Source organism: Micromonospora hortensis, assembly GCF_022230935.1.
Lineage (GTDB): Bacteria > Actinomycetota > Actinomycetes > Mycobacteriales > Micromonosporaceae > Micromonospora > Micromonospora hortensis.
On the sequence record NZ_JAKKFE010000012.1, the window covers coordinates 633,753 to 652,896 of the forward strand.

General features: G+C 67.2%; 18 protein-coding genes. 9 read left to right on the forward strand and 9 right to left on the reverse strand.

Annotated features, from left to right (window positions below):
- Positions 1–32: 32 nt before the first annotated feature.
- Positions 33–638, reverse strand: a complete 606-nt coding sequence (locus NIE111_RS11310; protein WP_238684347.1) for a TetR/AcrR family transcriptional regulator — start codon at positions 636–638, stop codon at positions 33–35.
- Between the two features lie 368 nt (positions 639–1,006).
- On the opposite strand from NIE111_RS11310, the gene NIE111_RS11315 reads away from it, so the two are divergent.
- Positions 1,007–2,551: an OmpA family protein gene (locus NIE111_RS11315; protein WP_238684348.1), complete on the forward strand. Its 1,545-nt coding sequence runs from the start codon at positions 1,007–1,009 to the stop codon at positions 2,549–2,551.
- 179 nt (positions 2,552–2,730) lie between these two features.
- On the opposite strand, the gene NIE111_RS11320 is transcribed toward NIE111_RS11315, so the two are convergent.
- Positions 2,731–3,852, reverse strand: coding sequence for an NAD(P)/FAD-dependent oxidoreductase (locus NIE111_RS11320; protein WP_238684349.1), 1,122 nt, complete (start codon positions 3,850–3,852; stop codon positions 2,731–2,733).
- A gap of 125 nt (positions 3,853–3,977) precedes the next feature.
- Complete coding sequence (locus tag NIE111_RS11325; protein WP_238684350.1) at positions 3,978–4,640, reverse strand: DoxX family protein; 663 nt, start codon at positions 4,638–4,640, stop codon at positions 3,978–3,980.
- Between the two features lie 387 nt (positions 4,641–5,027).
- Between NIE111_RS11325 and sigJ the strand changes: the two genes are divergently transcribed.
- Complete coding sequence (gene sigJ, locus NIE111_RS11330) at positions 5,028–5,912, forward strand: RNA polymerase sigma factor SigJ (protein WP_238684351.1); 885 nt, start codon at positions 5,028–5,030, stop codon at positions 5,910–5,912.
- A 50-nt stretch (positions 5,913–5,962) separates the two neighbouring features.
- Positions 5,963–8,074, forward strand: coding sequence for an MMPL family transporter (locus NIE111_RS11335; protein ID WP_443677122.1), 2,112 nt, complete (start codon positions 5,963–5,965; stop codon positions 8,072–8,074).
- A 180-nt stretch (positions 8,075–8,254) separates the two neighbouring features.
- Here the strand turns inward: NIE111_RS11335 and NIE111_RS11340 are convergent, their stop codons facing one another.
- Entirely contained in the window at positions 8,255–10,807 is a 2,553-nt protein-coding gene (locus tag NIE111_RS11340; RefSeq protein WP_238684353.1) for an excinuclease ABC subunit UvrA, read from the reverse strand.
- A 247-nt stretch (positions 10,808–11,054) separates the two neighbouring features.
- Positions 11,055–11,480 (reverse strand): pyridoxamine 5'-phosphate oxidase family protein, encoded by a 426-nt coding sequence (locus NIE111_RS11345; RefSeq protein ID WP_238684354.1) that lies wholly within the window; start codon positions 11,478–11,480, stop codon positions 11,055–11,057.
- Between NIE111_RS11345 and NIE111_RS11350 the strand changes: the two genes are divergently transcribed.
- The gene (locus NIE111_RS11350; RefSeq protein ID WP_238684355.1) at positions 11,457–11,723 is read left to right on the forward strand and encodes a hypothetical protein; all 267 of its coding nucleotides are present in this window, start codon (positions 11,457–11,459) and stop codon (positions 11,721–11,723) included. The genes NIE111_RS11345 and NIE111_RS11350 overlap by 24 nt on opposite strands.
- A 454-nt stretch (positions 11,724–12,177) precedes the next feature.
- Here NIE111_RS11350 and NIE111_RS11355 read toward each other — a convergent pair whose 3' ends face one another.
- From NIE111_RS11355 to NIE111_RS11365, 3 genes are all read right to left on the reverse strand, one after another.
- Positions 12,178–12,594 (reverse strand): DUF7919 family protein, encoded by a 417-nt coding sequence (locus tag NIE111_RS11355; protein ID WP_238684356.1) that lies wholly within the window; start codon positions 12,592–12,594, stop codon positions 12,178–12,180.
- A gap of 143 nt (positions 12,595–12,737) precedes the next feature.
- Positions 12,738–13,883 carry a hypothetical protein gene (locus NIE111_RS11360; protein WP_238684357.1) on the reverse strand — a complete coding sequence of 382 codons (1,146 nt, stop codon included), beginning with the start codon at positions 13,881–13,883 and terminating at the stop codon, positions 12,738–12,740.
- Entirely contained in the window at positions 13,880–14,452 is a 573-nt protein-coding gene (locus tag NIE111_RS11365; protein WP_145780037.1) for an RNA polymerase sigma factor, read from the reverse strand. Before NIE111_RS11365 ends, NIE111_RS11360 begins: the two co-directional genes overlap by 4 nt.
- Before the next feature lie 345 nt (positions 14,453–14,797).
- Between NIE111_RS11365 and NIE111_RS11370 the strand changes: the two genes are divergently transcribed.
- Positions 14,798–15,157: a cyclic-phosphate processing receiver domain-containing protein gene (locus NIE111_RS11370; RefSeq protein WP_274530970.1), complete on the forward strand. Its 360-nt coding sequence runs from the start codon at positions 14,798–14,800 to the stop codon at positions 15,155–15,157.
- A gap of 618 nt (positions 15,158–15,775) precedes the next feature.
- On the opposite strand, the gene NIE111_RS11375 is transcribed toward NIE111_RS11370, so the two are convergent.
- Positions 15,776–16,540 (reverse strand): ATP-grasp domain-containing protein, encoded by a 765-nt coding sequence (locus NIE111_RS11375; RefSeq protein ID WP_238684359.1) that lies wholly within the window; start codon positions 16,538–16,540, stop codon positions 15,776–15,778.
- A gap of 158 nt (positions 16,541–16,698) precedes the next feature.
- Between NIE111_RS11375 and NIE111_RS11380 the strand changes: the two genes are divergently transcribed.
- The 4 genes from NIE111_RS11380 to NIE111_RS11395 all read left to right on the forward strand — a co-directional run bounded on the left by NIE111_RS11380 (position 16,699) and on the right by NIE111_RS11395 (position 18,811).
- A complete protein-coding gene (locus NIE111_RS11380) occupies positions 16,699–16,860 on the forward strand; it encodes a hypothetical protein (protein WP_238684360.1) in 162 nt (53 codons plus the stop codon).
- Between the two features lie 25 nt (positions 16,861–16,885).
- Complete coding sequence (locus tag NIE111_RS11385) at positions 16,886–17,392, forward strand: hypothetical protein (protein ID WP_238684361.1); 507 nt, start codon at positions 16,886–16,888, stop codon at positions 17,390–17,392.
- Between the two features lie 429 nt (positions 17,393–17,821).
- Positions 17,822–18,268, forward strand: a complete 447-nt coding sequence (locus tag NIE111_RS11390) for a PH domain-containing protein (RefSeq protein WP_238684362.1) — start codon at positions 17,822–17,824, stop codon at positions 18,266–18,268.
- An 87-nt stretch (positions 18,269–18,355) separates the two neighbouring features.
- On the forward strand, positions 18,356–18,811 hold the full coding sequence (locus tag NIE111_RS11395) for a hypothetical protein (RefSeq protein WP_238684363.1): 456 nt from the start codon (positions 18,356–18,358) through the stop codon (positions 18,809–18,811).
- Positions 18,812–19,144: the final 333 nt, after the last annotated feature.

Here is a 19,144-nt window from a genome sequence, read left to right on the forward strand (position 1 = left end):
CGCTAGACATCCCCCACCACCGCTGACCTCAGCTAGGGCTTGGCTTGGTCATGGGAAGCCCCTGGGGCCATCCGGAGGGCCGCCTCGTAGACCAGCCGCGCGTGCAGCTCGAACATCGCCGCGAGATCGACGGCATCGCCGTGGATCTCGCGCTGCAGGAACAGTCCGTCGGCCCCGGCCAGGGCGTACGTCACGACGGTCCGGACGTCCCCCGGATCGAGGTCCGGCAGCAGCGTCTCGATCATCTCGATGAACTTCTGTCGGGCGACCTCGCGGACCTGGAGAAACACGGCCCGCCCTCGGGGCTCCTCGGGCCGCCGCTCCAAGGCGAGCATGAGACCCAGGCGCAGGAAGTCGGGGGCGTTGACAAGCGACGCGGCCACCGCCGCACCGACGGCGACGAAACGCTGCAGCGGCGTACCGGTTTCCTCGCCGGGCAGGTCGACGGCCGCCAGCCAGGTCTCGAAGCTGCGCTCGATCACTGCGGCGAGCAGGTCGTCCTTGTCCTTGAAATGCCAGTAGATCGAGCTCGCGGGCAACCCGCAGCGGGCACTCACCGCCGCGATCGAGGTCCCCTCATACCCGCGTTCACTCGCGATCTGCACGGCGGCGTCGAGGATGCGTTGCCGCGACTCCACGCCGTTGGCACGCTTCCTGCGCGTTGCCCGTGTCCCTGTCATTCCGCACACCTCTCGCCTCACCGCGACCTTGACGATGCCGGGGCCACGAATCTACCGTAACGATCACTCTAATTGTAGTGAGCACTACAGGATCCGCCGGCAACTCCCACCCTGGACAGTCCTCGGCGGGGGAGGTGGTCGTGGCTGTCACAAGACGGGATGAAGCTTCGTCCAGTGCGTGTGGTGAGACCACGGTGGAAAGGCAGGAGCCGGGCATAGGCCGGCACAACGGACGCGGCCCGGTCCGAAAAACGGCGTGCCCTACCACCTGTTGCGCCACCCCGGGGTCCACTCGCAACCAACCGCATCGACCGAGAACGAGGATCATGACCAAGCTCCGTCAATTCCAATGGCAGGACGACTCCCCCAGCTCCAGCCGAAGGCTGGCCCTGAGCGCCGTACTCACCCTGGCAATGGTCGGGTGCGAGAAACCGTCGAATAAGGACTCCCCGTCCCCGCCCGCTTCCAACACTCCGGCAGCCACCGGCGGCGCCAGCACCGGCGCGGCGTTGGCCGGAACCCGCAGCACCATGACCGAGAATCTCAAGGTTGAGGTGGTCGGCCTCAACCGCGTCAAGGGCAAGCACCTCATCGCCCAGATCCGCCTGTCCAACACCGGCACCGAGAAGCGCCTGTCCTGGCCCGGCGAGATGGGCGACCACACCCGCCCGCTCGGCGAGATCACATGGGCCTCCGGCATTGGCGTCCTCGACGCCCAGGCCCGGACCTGGCTCCTGCCCTACAAACCCGCCAGCTCCCCCTGCCTGTGCAGCGCGGTGGACCGCGACGTCCCCAGCCGCTTCATCCACCCTGGTCAGTCGATCAGCGTCTACGCGGTGCTGCCCGCACCGTCGGGCAACCCCGCGACAACAACCGTCGTCACCCCCGTGGGCCCACCGATGCTCAACGTGCCCATCAGCGACGACGCTCCGGCCGGCGACTTCCCCGACCCCGATGCCGAACCCGTCACCCCCGTCACCCGCCGCCTCATCCTCCCCTCCGAGTCCCTGGACAAGTCCGAGGAAACCGCCGACGACGGCAAGGACCTACAGGTCAACCTCTCCGCCGACGTACTGTTCGCGGTGGACAAGGCCACCCTCACCCCCAAAGCCAGGTCGGTCATGGCCCGCACGGCGACGCTCATCGACGCCTCGCCCGCCACGGTGGTGACGGTGGCGGGCCACGCCGACTCCTCCGGCACCGACGCCATCAACAACCCACTGTCGCTGCGCCGCGCCCAGGCCGTACAACACGCCCTGTCGGCCCTGCTGACCAGGAACGGGGTCCGCTTCCAGACCGAGGGGTACGGCTCACGCCGCCCGCTCTACAGCAACGACAGCGACGAGGGAAAACGCCGCAATCGCCGTGTCACGGTGACCTTCGCCAAGCCTCAACCCGCTGTCCAGGAACCGGTGACCACGACCACCACCGGCTCGACCGACCTGACCGGCAGCGCCCAGGCCGACGGTCAGCCCATCGCGATGGAGGTCACCGGCCTGCGCCGGCTACCCGGAGGCCTCGGCCTGCTCACCTACAAGATCACCAATAAGGGCTCGTCCGAGGCCTGGTTCAGAGACCTGCACCATGCTCAGGACTGGGAGGCGTACAAATACCAGGCCGCCAGCAACGTCCGCCTGACCGACCTCGCGGCCCGCCGCCAGTACCGGCCAGGCCGCCTCGAGGTTCCCACCGACGGCGGCGTGGACTCCTACTGCGCATGCACAGCCGTCTCCGGCGTCCGCATCAACACCGAAAAGTTCGCACCAGGCCAGACCCGCGAGTTCTGGACCCTCTTCGCCCTACCCGACACCACCGACACCCTCAGAGTCAAGATCGGCCCGTTCCGCGACCTCGACGTCCCCACTCAGTAACGGCATCCCGCGCTGCCCGCCCACGTCAACCCATCAGGGCACTCACCCTGTTGACCATCAGGAAGAACCTCGTGAATCTCGACGCGTCCTGTCCGGACTGGTCGCTGCGGTGCTCGCCGCCGTCAGCGTGCGCCACGACGTCACCTCCACCATGACGACACCACTGCCGGGCCTTCCCCTCAGCGCACCGGGCCGGAGTGGCGCAGGCGGTACACCGTGCTGCGACTGATCGCCTCCTTGAAGCCGATGGCGGACCGGCCGGTGAGTACCGCACCGATCGGGGAGTCATCGGCTCGGGTGAACTGGGTGATCCCGTCCCGCCGACCGAGGCTGATGTTCTGCCAGACGTAACGGATCCGAAGCGGCCTCGGCGTCCGTCCGTTCAGAACGGCCGCGATCGCGTCCGCCGCGTACAGACCCATCGGAAGGCCGGTCTGGCAGGACATCCGGGTCTCGCCGCCGAGTGCGGGTGCCGCTGCGGCGTCACCGATCCCGTACACCTGCGGGTGCGACACCGATCGACAGGTCTCGTCGACGATCATCCGGCCACGGCCGTCGACGGCCAGACCGGCCCGATCGGCCAGCGCGGACACCCGGAAACCGGCCGTCCAGACGACGACCTCCGCGTCGAGATCTCGCCCGTCGTCGAGGCGCAGGCCTGCCGCCGAGACCGTCTCGACCCGCACACCCTGGTGGACGCCAATGCCCATCCTGTCGAACGCCCGGCCGAGGTGGCGCCGCGCGGGCGGAGACAGCCAACCACCGAGGTCGTCACTCGTCACCAGTTCGATCCGTAGCCCCGGATATGCCTCGGCAAGCTCGGTGGCGGCCTCGATGCCGGTCAGGCCACCGCCGACGACGGCAACGACATCGCCGGCCGAGGCACCGAGCAGATGCGACCGTAACCGCTGCGCCTGAGCCGCCTCCGCGATCGTGAACGCGTGCTGCCGTACCCCCGGCACGCTGCCAACGTCCGCGCCACTGCCCAGCGCGTACACCAAGGTGTCGTAACCGACCGTGTACGGCTCGGCGTCCAGTCGGACGAGCCTGGCGTCGACGTCGATGGCGGTGACCCGGGCCACGACGAGTTTCACGTCGGTGCCGTCCAGCATGGCTCGCAGCGGCCGGTCTCGCAGGGTCTGCCCTGCGGCGAGCTGGTGCAACCGGATTCGTTCCACGAATCGGTCGGTGGCGTTGATCAGCGTCACCTCGACGTCGGTGCGGCGCAGCCGGCGGGCGGCGCGCCTGGCGGCGCCGAGGCCCGCGTACCCGGCGCCGAGTACCACCAGGCGGTGAGTCATGGTCGTCTCCTTTGATATGCGCTGGTTGACGGGTGACGGAGCAGATTCGTGACCGTCTAGCGCCCTGAACGGTTCTGGCACGGATGTCGTGCGCCCAGGACAGCGCAACGTCGGGGCCCTACTCGTTACCTGTCGATCCAGCCGAGCTCAACTGCCTGCTCACGCATGACGTCTTCCATCACGGGTAGCGTCAGGAACGAGACGGCATACAGGACAGCGATGAGTCCGATCGGGACGATCCAAGCGCGAGGACGGCTTGCCCAGGAGCGAGGACGGATCCCCAACGGCCCGAAGCCACCCGGTCCAGCGTCGGCAGGGCGGGCCCGACGGAGCCGCGTCTCCGGAAGCCGGCGGTCGGCTGGCCTCAGCACCCACGAGGCGATCGCGCATGCACCGAACATCAGCGGCACCCCCCACGATTGAAGGCCGTCACCGACTGACAGGTGCGACGCCACGGCACCGGACCACAGGAAGAAGGCGCCCACGTACGCCCATTCCTTAAGCAGCCGGAGCCCGGGCGCGACGATCGCGACGGCCGCGCCGGCCTGCCACGCGCCGAGAATGTAGGCGAAGAAGTGCGGGTACCCCAGGTGGTGCAACTGCACTTCCACCCATTCGATCGTCAGCAGGTTCCACACCGATCCAGCAGCCAACTCGAGGGCGATTACCAACGTCGTGGTCCAGAAGGCGATGGGGCGGATCCGGCTCCAGTTCCAGCCGCTTCGTGTGACGGTAGCCGGCTTCTCGTCGGTCGCTTCCTGGAACTTTCTGGTCGCTTGAGTTCGCATCTCAGTCGCCTCGTCAAATCGGTCTGATGTGTCGGTGATTGCCAGGATCGCGCAATGGAGGTAGACCGCCGGGGCCGGAAGAAGCTGTCCACGCCGGCGGTGTGATCGGTGCCGTCGGGACGGGCCAGGGTTCCGGTCAGTTGCGATCGTCAGGACGGAGGGAAAGGCCACCGTCTCACTGCGCTTTGGGCCGGCTGGGTGGCTGATCGTCTCAGTGGTACGACAACAGGGCGCCTCGGAATGTGAGGCGACGCGCGAACCTCACAGTTCGGTGTGCTGTCTTGTCGAACCACGTGAGGGCAGACGCGACCAAGGGGAGTCGGCGACACCATGACCAGACCAACCGAGCCAGGACATGGCCGACCCGATCCGAGCCTGACCGCGGTCATGAACGAACGGCGTCAGCTGATCAATCTCGCCTACCGGCTCCTCGGCTCCCTGGCCGACGCCGAAGACGCCGTCCAGGAGACCTATGCCCGCTGGTACGCCATGTCCCACCAACAGCAGGAGGCGATCCAATCCCCCGGCGCCTGGTTGACCACGGTCGCCAGCCGGATCTGCCTCAACCTGCTCTCCTCGGCGCGGGTTAGGCGGGAGACCTACGTGGGCGAATGGATCCCCGAGCCGCTACCCGAACCCACAGAGTGGATCAGCGGACGGGCCGACGCCACCACCATCGACCCGGCCGACCGCATCACCCTCGACGAGTCGATCACCATGGCCTTCCTCGTCGTACTCGAATCGATGACCCCGGCCGAGCGCGTCGCGTTCATCCTGCACGACGTCTTCCGCTACTCCTTCGCGGAAGTCGGCGACATCGTCGGTCGTACCCCTGCGGCGTGCCGCCAGTTGGCCTCCTCGGCCCGTCGGCGCGTACGCGCAACACAGACCCCCGCGACCTCGACAGCCCCACGCGCCGACATCGTCAGGGATTTCAAACAGGCCTGGGAAGCCAAGGACATCAGCGCCCTCATCGGCCTTCTCGACCCCAACGCCACGGCAATCGCCGACGGCGGCGGCATTGTCGGCGCCGTGCTCCACCCGATCGAAGGCGCCGAGCAGATCGTCCGCTCCCTGATCCACCTCGAGGGAAGACTTCGAAACCTGACGATTCTGGAGCGTACGGTCAACGGCCAACCCGGCCTGATCGCCCAGCAGGACGGCGTCACCGTATCGGTGTACGCCTTCGACGTCGTCGGCGACCGGATCAAGCGCATCTGGGCGGTACGCCACCCCGACAAACTCCGGCCATGGACGGTGGGACGCCTGTAAGCGCTCCCCGCTTCGGCACGGCTTTGTCGACTGAGCACTGAGGAATCCCCATGTTGCGGAAAGTGATGACCTTGCCCAGTGGCAGGATTGCGAAATGGGCAATCGTGGCCGTCTGGGTCGCCCTGATGGTGCCGGCCTTCCTGCTGGCCGCCAACCTGGGCGATGTCGAGAAGAACGACAGTTCGGCCTGGCTGCCCAGCAACGCGGAGGCGACAAGGGTCCTCGACCAGGCAAAGAAGTTCCAGCCCGCCGAGACCCTGCCCGCGATCGTGATCTATGACCGGCCCGAGGGCGTCACCTCTGCGGACATGGCCAAGGCCCAAGCTGACGCCGAAGCCTTCCAGGGCATCGAAAAGGTCGTGGGGCAGCCACAGGGGCCGTCGAAGTCCCAGGATGGCAAGGCCATCCTGACAGTGGTGCAGGTCGACGACGGCAGTGAGGGCTGGGACGGTGCCCACGCGGTGGTCGGCGAAATGACCACGATAGGTCAACAGAGCGCCAACGGTCTCGGGTTCCACGTCACCGGGCCGGCCGGCTACGCATCCGACTCGATAACGGCCTTCAGCGGAGGAGGCGCCCTGGGGATGATCACGGCGTTGGTAGTGGTGGTCATCCTGCTGTTCACCTACCGCAGTCCACTGCTGCCACTGCTGCCGCTCCTGACCGCGGGCGGCGCCCTGGTCACGGCAGAAGCGGTGATCTACCTGCTGGCAAAGAACGCCGGACTCGTCGTCAACACGCAGACCAGCCTCATCCTGACCGTACTGGTGTTCGGCGCCGCCACCGACTACGCGCTACTGCTCATCTCCCGGTACCGGGAGGAGTTGCGGCGACACGAGGACCGGCACGACGCGATGGCGGAAGCCCTGTACCGCTCCGGTCCCGCGATCATCGCCAGCGCCGCGACCGTCGCCGTCAGCCTGCTGGTGCTGCTGCTGGCCACTCTCAACTCCACAAAAGGCCTCGGCCCGGCCTGTGCCATCGGTATCGTCGTCGGGCTACTTGCCATGCTCACCCTGATGCCGGCCCTCCTGGTCATCTGCGGCCGTTGGATCTTCTGGCCGGTGAAACCGTCGTACGGGTCGGTCGGAACGGCCAGGGACAGCATCTGGACGCGGATCGGCACCGCGATCTCCCGCCGCCCGCGGATCGTGTGGGTCGCCACCTCGCTCGTCCTCGGCGTCATGGCGATCGGGATGACGGGGCTCAAGGCCGATGGGATCCCGAGCAAGGGTCAGTTCACCAACGAGCCGCAGGCGGTCGTCGGCGAGGAGATCCAGTCCAGGCACTTTCCGGCCGGGTCCGGTGACCCCATCTACGTCGTGGCCAAGGCCGCCTCGGCCGAGCAGGTCGTCACCGCGCTGTCAGGCGTCCCAGGGATCACCGACGTCGCGGCACCGATGGTCAAGGATGGTGACGTCTTCGTTCTCGGGACGCCCGAGGACGCGCCCGGCAGCAAGGCCGCGATGCGCACAGTCGAGCAGGCCAGAGCCGCGGTCCACAAGATCGAGGGTGCTGATGCGCGGGTCGGAGGCAGCACGGCGATCGCACTCGATACACAACAGTCGGCAGCCCGCGACGCCAAAGTGATCATCCCCGTCGTACTGATCGTGGTCTTCCTCATCCTCGCACTGCTGCTACGGGCGATCGTCGCACCGCTGCTGCTCATGGCGACGGTGGTGCTGTCGCTCGGAGCGTCCCTCGGCGTGAGCGCGCTGGTGTTCAATCACGTGTTCGACTTCGCCGGGGCAGACGCGAACTTCCCACTCCTAGTGTTCGTGTTCCTGGTCGCCCTCGGCATCGACTACAACATCTTCCTGGTCAGCCGGGTACGGGAGGAGGCACAGGTACACGGCACCCGACAGGGTGCCCGGGCTGGGCTGTCCGCCACCGGCGGTGTGATCACCTCAGCGGGTCTGGTCCTGGCCGGTACCTTCGCGGCGCTGGGATCACTGCCCTTGGTGTTCGCGGCGCAACTGGGGTTCACTGTGGCGTTTGGCGTACTACTGGACACCATGATCGTCCGCTCGGTGCTGGTCACCGCACTAACAGTGGACGTTGATCGATGGATGTGGTGGCCCAGCGAACTGTTCACGCATCACGACGACCCCCGGCCGCCGGCGGGCACGCCGGAACCCGCTGTCCTGAGCGCACGCAGCTGACAACCGTCGGAACTGGGCCGTCCGGCGAGGGCTGGAACGGCCCAGTATGGCTGAAACCTGACCGCGTGGTTCCGGCTGAATTCGGTGGGTGACACGTTGACCGGGCCGGACGCAAACCGAGGGGAACGCGCCCAGCGGACGAGCGGCGGCGGCCGAAGGGCGCACGCTTCCGCACCGATATCAGGCATGGACGCTCCTCCTCGACTGGTGCCTGGACAGGGGGGCAGCACCCGCCCGGGCCCCTGGGCGGCGCAGGTCTTCACGTGTCTCCAGGAGCGGTAGGCCCGCCGCGTACCGCCGAAAGAAGCTGGCGGTCGGGGTGTCGGCTGTCGCGACGGCCTCCGGGGCGCCCGCCGCGACCACCGCGCCCCCATCCGGACCGGCTCCCGGCCCCAGGTCGATCACCCAGTCCGCGGACGCGGCGACGGGGATGTCGTGTTCGGCCACGACGACGGTGTTGCCCGAGTCCAGCAACACGTCGAGCGCGTCCACCACACGCTGGATGTCGGACGGGTGCAGGCCCGAGACGGGCTCGTCGAGAACGACGAGACCAGCCTTGCGGCTCGCAGCACCGCGTTGGATGGCGGACGCCAGCTTCAGCCGCTGCGCCTCGCCGCCGGACAACTCTGTGGCGCTCTGCCCGAGTTGGAGATAGCCGAGCCCGACCTGGTTCAAAGCTCCCAGGGTTTCTGCGAGTTGTCGGGGCTCGGAGAACTGCTCCACGGCCTCGGCGACGGTGAGCTCCAGGACCTGATCGATGGCCAATCCCCGGTAGGTAACCTCCAACGCATCCGGCTTGTAGCGCCGGCCCTCGCACGCGTCGCACACCACCCACACGTCGGGTAGGAAATGCATGTCGACCAGTTTTCGGCCATAACCGGTGCAGGTTTCGCAGCGGCCACCGCCTGCGGTGTTGAAGCTGAACCAGGAGGCGTCGACCCCGCGTCCGCGCGCGATGTCGGTCTCGGCGAACAGTTTGCGGACGATGTCGAACGCCTTGCTGTAGGTCGCCGGGTTGGATCTCGGCGTCCGCCCGAGCGGTTCCTGATCGACGACGGCGACCCAGCTGAATCCCTCGACGCCGGTCACCTCCCGCACCGCGTCGGTCGCCGTTCCGTCCAGGGCGGCCCCCACGCTCGCCCCGAGCGCGGCGAGGAGGCTGCTCTTGCCGCTGCCGCTCACGCCGGTCAGGCAGGTGAGCCGACCGGCGGGGAACCTCACCAGGCTCGCGGTCACGTTGTGCGCACGCAGGCCGTGCAGCTCCACCCAGTCGGTGTCGTCCCCGGCCGGGCGGCGGGTCCGATGCAGCCGCGGCCCTTCGCCGGCCAGATAGCGCCCGGTCAGCGACGTGGGATGAGCGGCTACGTCGGCGGGAGGCCCGGACACGAGGATCTCACCGCCGAATCGGCCGGCGCCCGGCCCCATGTCGATCACCCAATCGGCTCGGGCGATCAGCTCCGGGTCGTGCTCGACGAGGAGTACGGTGTTGCCGGCCTCGCGCAGCTCCAGGGCGATGTCGAGCAGGTGCGCCTTGTCCGCCGGATGCAGCCCGGTGCCGGGCTCGTCCAGGACGAAGATGATGCCGCTCAGTTCGGTGCTGAGCTGCGCGGCGAGTCGGGTGCGCTGCAACTCACCCCCGGACAGTGTCGCTGCGCTCCGGGACAGTTGGAGATGGGCCAGGCCGAGCCGGTCAAGGATTCCGAGCCTGCGGCCGAGGTCCTGCAGCAGCGGTTCGCCCACCTCACGCTGCCGGGCGTCCAGCTCATCCGCGACGCGTTTAGCCCAGTCGCGTACCTCCCGCACCTCCACCTCGAGCAGGTCGGGGTAGGTCAGTCCGCCGAGCCGCACGGACCGGGCCACCTCGTCGTATCCGCTGCCGCCGCAGGTGCCGCAGGGCTGCTTGCGCATGTACGGCAGGTAGCGCTGCTTGGCGCTGGACGTCTGGGCGTTCACGAACACCCGCTCCACCTCGGCGAGAGCGCCCCGTAGTGGCTGGCTCGAGGTGTAGGTCACCTGGGCCCGCTCATTCCTGTTCGTCATGTCGACGGTCGCCTCGATCTTCTCGTCACCTGTGCCATACAGCACGCAGTAACGGAACTCCTCGGGCAGCGACTGCCACGACCGGCCGAGGTCGACGCCCCGCTTCTCGGCAAGCGCCGGGACGAACACGTGTTCCCCCGACCGCCATTTCGCGTACCAGGGCGAGGCCCCCTCGAAGAGCGGAAGCTCCGGGTGGGTGATGACCAGGTCCTCCTGCGCCTGCCAGCGCCCGCCCACCCCGTGGCAGTCCGCACAGCTCCCCTCCGGCGTGTTGCGGTCGAAGTGAGCGGTCGTCAGATGCTCGTTTCCAATCCCCGCCGCCGGGTCTGCGCCGATCCCTGGAAGGCGCGAGTACAGCAGCCCCAGGTGCCCGTCGATGCCGGTGATCGTTGCGACGGTGGAACGGGGGTTACGGTTCAGGCGGCGTTGGTCGACAGCGAGCGTCGCGCCGAGGCCCAAAATGCGGTCGACCTTCGGCCGGTTGCGCTGCGTTATGTACTGCCGTACGAAGGGCGAAAGCCCTTCCAGATACCGTAGCTGGGCTTCGTTGTGCAGGGTGTCGATGGCCAGCGAGGTCTTGCCGCTGCCGCTCACTCCGGTGAAGGCGACGAGCTGTCCTTTGGGAATGCTGACGGACACGTCCCGCAGATTGTTGGTACGAGCCCCCACCACGTCGATGGTGTCGCGTCCCATCCTTGCGACGCCCGATCCGATTTCAGTCAACCTTCGTCCACCCTCTCGCCCACGAGGCAGGGCATGGGCGCGCAGCCCCTGCCTCTGCCCCGGCCCCTGCCCCTGCCCCTGCCCCTGCCCCTGCCCCTGCCCCTGCCGAGCAAACCGAACACGCGCTTCACCGCAGGTCGCCGTCCAGGGGACCTGCGTGGATGCCTCACCGCTCTCTCATGACGTGGCTGGTCCCGATCCGGCCACTGCTGGGGGATCAGGGCTGGGACAGCGCAGTGAGCTTCGCGACGTCGGGCGCGTAGGCGGCCATCCAGTGCGGTTGCAGCCGGTAGTAGACGACGTCGTTGTCCCAGTCGAAGAGCTCCTCGCCATAGAAGTCCTTGAGGTACGCGAGCAGGTCCGGCCAGTCCTCCGCCGGCTCGCCGTCGTGGGGGTTGAGGATCTCGGCCCTTCCGTGCGTGAACACGCCCAGGTCCTCACCGCGCATGTGCGCGGCGCTCACGGCGGGCCGCGCCGAGAGGTGGCGCGCCTTGGCCGAGTCGCGCGCCGTACCGAAGAGCCACTTGCCGTGCAGAAAGTGCCCATCGACACCACTGATCCGCGGCTCGCCCTTCGCCGTCACTGTGGACAGGGCGAGGGTGCACATGCCACCGAGGACGTGGGTGAGCTGCTGCGCGGTCAAGGTGCGCTCGGTGCTGATGATCGAGCGGAGGTGCGAGGTGGAACGGGACAGGGAGGCATCAAGGAGAGCCTGAAGCCCTGTGATTTCTTCCGAAGTTTCGCGCACGAAGGTCCTTATCTGTTCGTATCTATCCGAGTTTCCGGTTTACGCCGCACCATCGGCGTCGACCAGCAACCCATGCTCGACCCAAAACCTGACACCTTGTGTCTTGATTTCTTCATCGGTTTCGCGCACACCACGTGAACGGCACACCCGAACTGACGACACTCGCAGGAAGTCCTGCCGGTCGACCTACCCACGTCGGCAGACCCGAGGCCCCGACGACGGCTCGCCGGGCGCGAGTGAGATGCGTCCGCCGCGGGGGTCGATCTGAGTGTCGCGGGCCACCTCGACGTCGACGACGTGGCAATGGGTCACACCGGCGTCATGCGCTGGAACGTCCGCGGCAAATGAATGGTCTCCAAAGGACATCACCCATGAGTCACTCATCGACGACGCGACCTTCGAGCAGGCCCAAGCGATACTGCAACGACGCGGACGGGGAACTGGCGGACAACACGTCCGGCAGCGCACCCGCAACCCGTCGGCCCAGTGGTTGTCACCAGCGAGGCTAGGTGGAGAGGTCAACGGACATCTTGCGGTGCCGGTGCGGCTGACCTTCACTTGCCAGCCGAGCGCGGCAGAAGCCGGATCCTCACTATGCGACGCCGGGGGTGGGGACACCGGTCCGAACCGCCTCGATGAAGCCATCAGGTGGCAGGTAGCGATGCTCTTCAACGTAGTGGCCGATCAGCACCGGTGCAGCGAAGTTCGTCCCGTCCATTCCGGTGAGCCAGATCTCGCCATTCCCGCGCGCAACATCGGGAGCTTCGTAGAGCAAAATGTCGGCCCGAATCACGCGCAGAGGCTCGACCGCTGCCTCGCAGAACTGGCAGTAGTGATACCCACGCATGAGCCGCACTGGTCTGGCACCGAGCCTCACCAAGCGATCTCGAACGTCTCGGGGGCAGGCTCCTGCAGTAAAGGACATGCTCGAATCCAGCCAACCAATGGCAATGGCGTCCGGGGCGCCCGGGTAGTAGTCATAGGGCGCCAGGTCCGGGATGTACGTCACGCGTCGATCATCGCAATCAGGCACGGGCCGCGCGAACAAACAAAACGACGGTGCGGGCCGCCTGGAGGCGGCCCGCACCGTTACCGAACGCCGGGCCGTGTTACGCCCGTCTGCCGGAATGCTGGCGGATGGGAGTTCCCGGCCTACAGGTCGGCCTTCGTCACGCGGGAAGATTCGTACGTCGTGGAGGCCTGCGGGAGGCCCGGCACGGTGGAGACGTCCTTGACCAGCATGCCGGTCTTGGCGTCAATGGTCAGCACCTCGCTGCCCTCGCCGCCGAACACCTCGGGGCCGGCGGTGATCGTCAGCGTGGCCTTGCCGTGGGTGGTCGAGTTCTTGACGCTGACCGCGTCGATGGTGGACAGCAGACGCAGCACACCGACCCGGACCTGCGTGTTGCCGTCGCCAGCGGACAGCGCTTGGGTGCTGTACGTCCACAGGGCGTTGTCGAAGTGCCGCTGTACGGCCTGGGGGCTGTACGGCTTCGGCTTGGCGTTGCCGCCCTTCTGCTTGATGATCACCTGAGCGGCCGCCTGCTGCTTGTCCCACGCCGCCTTTTGCGCTGCGGGGTCGAGGCCCACCAGCGGATCCTTGGCTGCCTTGAGCATCTGGGTCCGGCCGTCGGCTGGGCTGCTGTCCGCCGCGGCGACGGCTGCCTTGAGGAGCGGAGCGTAGCCGCCGTCCGTCATCTGGTCCTGGTGACGGGCGATCGCACGCTTGATGTCCCTCACGCTGTTGCCCGTATAGATCGCGTGACCGTCGGTGTACAGCGTGTAGACGACCTGCATGGTCTTGGTGCCGTGGACCTGCGTCGCCTTCACCAGCCACGCGTCGCCCGCCGCCGGGGTGACCGTCTTGATGGACCCGGCCAGGGTCATCAGCGGCGCGCGCTCGGCCGACCCGTCGACAGTGGTCGAGCCCGAGGTGGCGGCCGACGGATCCTTGCCGGCCTCCATGCCCCCGGTCGCCGGCGAGTTGAGCACCACAGCGACGACTGCCGCCGCGGCGGCAACCCCCACCCCGGCGCCGATGCCCAATCGGCCCGCGATACCAATCCGGCGGCGGCGTTGAAGCGCCGGGCTGGATTCGTGGTCCCGCGTGGTTGTCGTCGTTTTCATGGTTGAAGTCGCCTCCATAGTCGTGTCCGCCGCTGATATCGCGCCCAGCAGCCGCACGGTTCCGGGGTCGGCCATAGCCGCCCGCAGCACCGCCCGCGCCCGCTGATACGCCTCCGGGCGTAGTGGTTCTGCGCTGCCCAACGCACCGACCAGATCGAGCTCGTCGGTCATCGGTGTCTCTCCTTCGCGCTGTTGCGGTCCTTCAGAAGCGCGGACACCCCCGGGGCGTCGCGCAATGCCGTCCTGGCTTGGCTCAGCAGCCGCCGCGCGGTGCCGGCCGGTATGCCGAGTGCCCGCGCGGCGTCGGCTGCGGTCAGGTCCTCCCAGGCGACGAGCCTCAGGACCTCCCGCTCTTCGGGTTTGAGCCGCGTCAGGGCCGACCGGAGCACCGCCCGGGCGTCCACGCCGAGGTCCACCGCCGACCACGGATCCCATCCAGTAGCCACGTCCGGCACGTCCGCGACCAGGTCCTCGGCGGGCCGGGACCGCCAGTAGCGCCGCAAGCGATTCAATGCCACCCCGTACAGCCACGGTCGCGCATCGTTGTACGACCGGTCGTACGATCGCCGCGACTCGAACGCCGCAACCCAAACCTCGCCCAGGAGGTCCTCAGCCGCATCCCGCCCCGCCCGGCGAACGAGGTACGAACCGACGGCGGCCTCATGACGCTCGACCACCTCTACGAAGGCGTCGACATCGCCATCCAGCGACCGGCCTATCAAATCCGCATCCGAAGCCATGGCCCTCCTCGGCAAAGTCCGCGCTTCACCCTGACATTGCCGATCAGGCGGCGAAGTGTTCAGGCCCCGAGGTCCGCCGGCAAGCGGCCGCCCAATAGCGACCTCTCGGCGGCATGAGCGGCTGCGGCGCGGTCAGCGTCGGGGCCAAGCGTGGCGCCCAGGCCAGGGCCGAGGGCCGCGCCCTACCGCCGTGACCTGCGCGCACTCCCCTGCCAGGATGCATAGGGCACTGTCAACTGCTGCCCGTGGCTCCGAAGCACTCCGTTGTCTCAGTCGGCTTCGGATTCACCGAAAGGGTCTCCCGGCAGGCATCATCATCGTGTGAACGCCCGCCGAACGATCGTCATGGTTGATGACCTGCGTTCGTTTGCGGATGGCCGTATCGCCGAGGTGGCCCGCACCAGCGACGCCGGGGTTGAACTCCTCGGTCGGTACCGGGACCGGCGCTTGGATGAACTGTGGCTGGACCATGACCTCGGCGGGGACGACACGATCTGGCCGGTCGTGGAGGTCCTGGAACGGGCGGCCTTCGACAAACGCCCCCTTGACGTCGGTGTCATCAACGTCCACTCCGCCAACCCGGCCGGCGCCGCGAAGGTCGCCCTGGTCCTAAGACGCTGGGGGTATTACGTCCGTGTCACGTCGGGCTCAACCGAGGTCGGCTATTTCGACGGCCAAGCAGTGAACCGCTCAGCTCCTGGTTGATTCCTGCGAGGCCCCGATCATCCGCAACAGGGTGCCGCCGTCATGCATCGGTGGAGTCTAGACATGGACAAGGCACGCGACCACCGCGAACATCCGCCCATCGGCTACATGTTTCATTGACCTGCGACCGTGGCCCGGCCAGGCTTCGGTCGAGGCGCCCGGGCTGTCGCTCTCATTTCGGCTGCCCACGCTGGTCGTGTGGCTCTCATTTGGCCTGCGCGGCCCGGGCGTCGTCCCCAGGGCGGGGAGAGGCTCAAGAGGGGTTTGATCGGCTCGAAGTAGCGTTGCCCTCCCGGCTCGACAACCCAGGTGGATCGAGCATCGGAGGACGCGTTGAGTGTCACGTCAGATCGTGTGGTCATCGGTATGGACCCGCACAAGCGCTACGCGCCTACTTCGACCGGAAGAAGACCACCGGCAAGACGTCGATGGAAGCGATGCGGGCGGGAGGACAACGGGAACGACAACTGGCTCCAGCGTGACCGACTCGCATCCCCAAGCCGGCTCTTCGGAGAAGTCACTTCCTGGACCCGCCGAGACCCGGGATAGAACTCTCCTCCCGGCGGTGTCTTGACACACAGGGGAGCCAGATCAGTACACCGGTATGGACCTGCTGGCTTAAAGCGCAGCGGTCGGCTGAGGCCGTCGGATGAACTGTCTGTCGCGGGCGGTCACCGAAGCCGTTGGGCTGGCCGCTCGGAGGACGACATCGAGGACCAGGTCTGGATCCGCTACGTAGGCGCCGCTGGCCCATGCGGCATTCGCCTCGATCACGGCCCAGTGGCCATCGACCAGTCCTACGTCTACGACGATGGCGGAGGGCAACGTGTGCCCATATCCGGCGATGAGATCGGCGCCGAAGGCTAGCGCGTCTGGCGACGGAGGGCCGAGGTGCAACCGGCCGTGCGCGGCGTACTGGCTGCCTGTGTAGACAGCAGCGTCGAGCACGTGTAGCCGGTACTCGGCGGTGAAGTCGACGATGTCGCTGACGAGCACTGGAGTCCGCCGGTCGACAGCATCCGGGCCGGGCAGGCGGGAACCATCGGTGTAGATCATCGCCGGGATGTTCTTGTCGTTGGGCGACTTGATGAACGCCGGTCGACGGAGTTCGTAGGCCTCGCCGATGGCGACCATGGTGATCTCGCGGCCGGTGAGTTCACGAGGAAGGCTAGTCAGCCAGCCAGGTTCCGCCTCCAGGGGCGCGATCCCGAGCACCGGTGCGACGACGTCGGCGAAGCTCGGTCCCGCGTGAAGGTGATCAGCACGCAACCCGGCGGGTACTTCGAAGGTGTGCAGCTGGACGGTGCGTAGTCCGCGTCGATGAGCGGCGTCGCGCAAGCTCTGAGCCGAGGCTGTCAGGCGCGGCGGCAGGACGAGTGTCACGGCCGATGATCCTGCCTGAATACACCGTCGCAGTTACAGCGGTTTGCTGCTCGTCGGCGACCTCGACGATGAAGACGCAGAGATATCCTCTCGAGCACCTGTTGGAGGAGGCGTCAATGGGATTGTCTGGCAGGGATTGCCCTGACTGTGGTCGGCGCGTGAGCAAGCCGTTCGAGAAGACCATCACCGGCCGGCAAGTTTGCCCGGACTGCGCGAACGCCCTGTTTATGGGCTCGGCCGCTGGCACGATCACCGGCAACGTCGGTTCCGGATACGGAGTGTGGGCGATGCTCATGCGAAAGATCCGACATTCCGACTGACCCCGATTGCTGAGAGCATCGCATCATGGGCATCGCCGGATTCCGCTCGAACATGCGTAGCCTGATCGGGCTGGCGGCCGTCTGCCTAGCCGTCGCGGCGGTCATCAGCGTCGCCCCGAACCCTGCTGTACCTGAACGCGACTGGCGACCACCAGCTGGCTATGTCCTGGCCGACACGGTCTCGCTCGACGACGAGCACACGTTACGGCTCTGGACCGGGCCGTCCGGCTGGTATGTCGAGAGCATGCTGTCCGGTCGGCACCAGGCAGCCGTCGGAGCAGGCAGTGGCGGCGACCAGTCCAGCGTGAGTGAGGTCCTCAATGGGCTAGTGGGCCAGTTGTCCCTTGCTGGCGCGACGGCCGTCGCGGTCGGGTCGCCTACACCTGTGCGCGCCCGGGTTCACTCCGGAGTGTTCCTCGTCTCTACGTCGGTGATCCGATCGACCGATCGGGCAGTTCCGGTGACGCCACTCGACGTCAACGGAAAACCCCTCGCTCCGGGGACTCTCGTAGAGGTCGCCGGCCGCGGCTGATCCCTACGATCCAAAAGTTCAGCACTCGTAGCCCAACGGATGGTGATCATGGGCTGGGCTGAGGCACTCAGTTGGTGGGTTCGTGGGGCAGGTACCAGCCGCCGAGTGCCTGTCGTAGTCCGCACAAGAAGATGCTCGCCGCGATCGATGTCGCGATCGCGATGAGCAGACCCCCGTACCACCGGTCCCGCGGGTCGCGGCCGATCGAGTCCGCCGGGGGCGGAACTGCGGGCTGCCTGCCAGTGTTTGGTTGGCGCCAGCACTGCTCCCGCAGCCACATCGGTCGATCGGGCAGCACGCTCACGATCGCCGCGCCATGTCAGCGGAAGATCCGTGCACCGATCGTGACGACGATCCGTTGGTCCCCAACGCCGCAGCCGGACTGGACTACGCCAATTGGCCGGACAAGCCTGCGTAGCATGTTCCGCCATGCACCGCATGGTCATCAGGCCACGCGTCCAGATTCCGGTCCTAGTCGTGATCTTCGCTGTATGGACCCTGCTGGGCGTCACGTATTTCACCTCCGGGGACGTACTGGCCGAGCGCGACTCGTTCGGCATCGTGCTGGGATGCCTCCTCGTCACGAGCGGCCTGGCCGGAATCTGGCGAGCTCTTCGACTCGGCGTGGTAATCGGCGGAGAGGGTGTCCGTGTCCGCGGCTTCGACAGCCGTGACCAGGTCACACCCTGGAGCGCGATCCAGTCGGTCGACTGCGAACAGATCGACATACGGGCAGGCTTGCCGCTCTACGCTCCCGTCCTCCACCTCGGCGACGACGCCATGCCTCTCTCAGCGCTCGGCTCATACTCACGGCAGGACGCCGAGCGCAAGGCCGCACAGCTGCGGAGCCTCAAAGCCAGCGCCGCGCGTTCCTGACCGAGACGCAGAGGCGGGCGCCCGACCAGCGGCATGAGAGTGCGCTTTGGGTCAGCCCTGTGGGCGCCGATCGCGTACCTTGCAGGCATGCCAGTGGCATCCGCCGACGTGCTGCAAGCTGCGGTCGCTACCCCGCCAAATCGTCGCCTCGCAACGATTGCATTCTCCCTAGCGCTGGTCGCCGTAGGGCTGGTCGGCGGCTTCGGGGCGGCCAAGCTTGCCGACGATCCGAACACCGCCAAGCCGGAGCTGCTCGTTGGGACGGTCACCTGGTCGAACGACCAGACCAGGTCCATCGCCTTTGAGGAAGACGGGGCCTTACAGGGCCCTCTCGATGGCGACACGATCTACTCAGTAATCGCCGAAAGCTGGCAGGACGTTAGCGGGACACTGCACAACGACGGTACCTATCCAACCTGCCTGGCCGGCGACAAGGACGACCCCGTCTCAGAGGACCGGCACCGAATCGAGCTTGAGGTCCTACACCGGGACACGGGCGATCAGCCACAGCACATCGTCGTCCACGTCCACTGCCTCGATTGATGGCATGAGCCGGGCCTGCGCTTCTGGCTTAACCTCGGCCACGAGACCGGCCCAGAGTGATCGTTTGGTGACACCCACTCAGTTCGACATGAGCGGACGCCGCTCGACTGACGACCGGGAGCAAACGGGCCGACCTCTTCGGGTCCGCCGAAGAGGTCTCTAGGCTGAAGGGCCCGCTCAGGGCGTTGCGGGTGGGATCTGCGCCTCGAATGACGGAACTGCGGCGGAGTCCAGCAAGCTCACCCGCAACGCTCCACATCGATCTGCAGCATGCCTGCAGACGTGGCCTTAGGCGAACCGAGACGCCGGCCGAGGCCAGCCATCCCGGAACGA